At 40.1% G+C, this 2,516-nt stretch carries 1 protein-coding gene and 1 pseudogene; one reads left to right on the top strand and one right to left on the bottom strand.

Translation table 11 applies throughout. The features are described from left to right. Positions 1-365 precede the first annotated feature (365 nt). On the top strand, positions 366-2,177 hold the full coding sequence (sppA, locus tag I4641_RS23645) for a signal peptide peptidase SppA (protein ID WP_229643036.1): 1,812 nt from the start codon (positions 366-368) through the stop codon (positions 2,175-2,177). 4 nt (positions 2,178-2,181) lie between these two features. On the opposite strand, the pseudogene I4641_RS23650 reads toward sppA, so the two are convergent. Further along, positions 2,182-2,460 (bottom strand): annotated as a pseudogene (locus I4641_RS23650) (IS701 family transposase); the annotation flags it as partial. Positions 2,461-2,516: the final 56 nt, after the last annotated feature.

Here is a 2,516-nt window from a genome sequence, read left to right on the forward strand (position 1 = left end):
GAAGTAAAATGTTCAAATATTTAGCTTCGTTTAAATAAATGTGTCAGGCAGCCAGATTCTGACCATCTACTTATTGAGTAAAGCCAGCCCTAAGAAGCCTGAAGGAGCTTTGAGTGAAATCGAATTTAGGGCTGACAAGGTTGACTATAAAAAAGCTCTATGACTTTCTTGTGACAGCAAGATGAATTTTTGATGACAGATTGCCCCAAAGGCGCAACGTTGGGATTTAGCGGGAGTTGCACAGTCAAATAAGATTATCATTGATTTAATGATATGGATTGCCAAGATTGGGGGAACTATAAAAACAGATAAACTTCTAGTGCAATTTATCTCCAATTATTAATTAATTTATCTAAATCACCACAATGCGTCAATTTTTGAAACAAACTTTTGCCAGCACCATTGGTAGCATGGTGGGCTTACTTCTTTTAATTACCTTGGGGGCTAGCGGATTAGTTGTCGTGCTATTTGCTGCACTAGGAGATGAAGAATCCCCTGGAATTAAAGATAAATCGGTCTTAGTTTTTGATTTGTCTACTCAAGTTAGAGATTCTAAACCACCTGCTAATCTAGCTCAAGCCTTTTCAGGAAAAAAGCAAGATATTATTACCCTACGTCAAACTCTCCAAGCGATCGCTCGCGCTACAGAAGACGATCGCATTACTGCTTTATTTTTAGATGGTAGAACAGGAGGTAGTCCCAATGGTTACGCAACCATGGCAGAATTAAGGGGTGCTTTAGAAAAGTTTCAAGCTGCGGGAAAAAAAATTATTGCCTATGACGTAACGTTAAGCGAGCGAGAATATTATTTATCTTCTTTGGCTAATGAAATTATCGTCAACCCCATGGGAACAATGGAAATCAACGGCTTAAGCTCCAAGCAAATGTTTTTTAAAGGAGCTTTAGAAAAATATGGTGTAGGAGTACAAGTAATTCGGGTAGGTGATTATAAATCAGCCGTCGAACCTTATATTCGTTACGATCTTAGTGCTGCTAATCGAGAACAGACTAAAGCCTTATTGACAGATTTATGGAGCAAATTTCTCGATACCGTAGCTGATAGTAGAGGCTTAGAAGTAGATAAATTACAAAAAATTGTTGATAGTCAAGGATACATCGATCCAGAAGATGCCAAAAATATTGGTTTGATCGACCGAGTAGGTTATTACGATAATGTAGTCACCGAATTGAGAAAATTGACAGGAGAAACCGAAAAAACAGCAGCAGCAGAGAGCTTTAGACAAGTCGATCTTGGTTCTTATGCCGATAGCACTATTCGTCCTCCAGAAGTTGCGGTAATGGGAGAAGAAAAAATTGCCGTAGTCTATGCAGAAGGGGCGATTGTCGGAGGGCGAGGCAGTATTGAAACTATTGGTAGCGATCGCTTTGCGGAAGTATTTCGCGAACTCGGAGAAGATGAAACTGTCAAGGCGATTGTGCTGCGAGTTAATAGCCCTGGCGGTAGTGCGACGGCCTCTGAGGTAATTTTGCGCGAGATATTATTAGCCAAAAAACAAAAGCCTATAGTAGTTTCAATGGGTAATGTCGCTGCTTCTGGTGGTTATTGGATCGCAGCAGGGGCGAATCAAATTTTTGCCGAAGAAAATAGTATTACGGGATCTATTGGAGTATTTGGCTTATTGTCTAACATTCAAGAGATTGCTAACGATCATGGTGTTACCTGGGATGTAGTCAAAACAGGAAAATTCGCCGATATTGGTTCAAACGTACGTCCTAAGACCGAAGCAGAGTTGGCTATCTATCAAAAGTCGGTCAACAAAACCTATGATCTGTTTTTGAGAAAAGTATCTCACTATCGCAATCTTCCCGAAGCAAAAGTCAAAGAAATTGCCCGAGGAAGAGTTTGGTCAGGAAAAGAAGCAGTCAAAATAGGTCTAGTAGATGAAATTGGGGGCTTAGAAAGTGCGATCGCCTATGCAGCCCAAGAAGCTAAATTAAAAGACAATTGGCAACTACAAGAATATCCCCAACAAAATCGTTTTGAAACTGAAATAGTCCAACGTCTCTTTGATGTCAAACTTTTAGAATCTCAAGGTCAAATCGACCCCTTAACCGCCGAATTTCTGAAAATAAGACAGGAACTAGCTATTTTACAAGAGTCTAGCGACCCTAATGAGATTTATGCTCGTTTGCCCTTTAATTTTGAGATTGATTGACTATACGATTCAAGGAATAAATACACTGACCGATGGTTTGCTTTTCTTGGGCAAACTTAAATCTTTCAGATTTCTGTCCTAGACAAGTAACTCGCTGAAGTAGCGACTGCGCTACGCAACTCAAGCGAAAGTGGCTATAAAATGCTTCCTCCTTACGTACCTGAGAAGACTCCAATCCCGTTATTTGTTTGGCAAACTCGTGAAAAATTTCTACCGACCAACGATAATTCCAAGTCCGAATAATTCGTGTAATATCCCAATGCAAAGCGTCAGCTAGTAAAAACCATTGGTCACAAGTTAAGCTTTCTCGCTAGCTGTCAAAGAGAGTTTGGGCGGAAA

This window comes from Waterburya agarophytonicola KI4 (assembly GCF_020640915.1).
In the GTDB taxonomy this organism is placed as follows: Bacteria; Cyanobacteriota; Cyanobacteriia; order Cyanobacteriales; family Xenococcaceae; genus Waterburya; species Waterburya agarophytonicola.

What these genes read in the sequence shown, in the direction of transcription:
- sppA (WP_229643036.1), top strand. Translation starts at nt 366, where the DNA reads ATGCGTCAATTTTTGAAACAAACTTTTGCCAGCACCATTGGTAGCATG.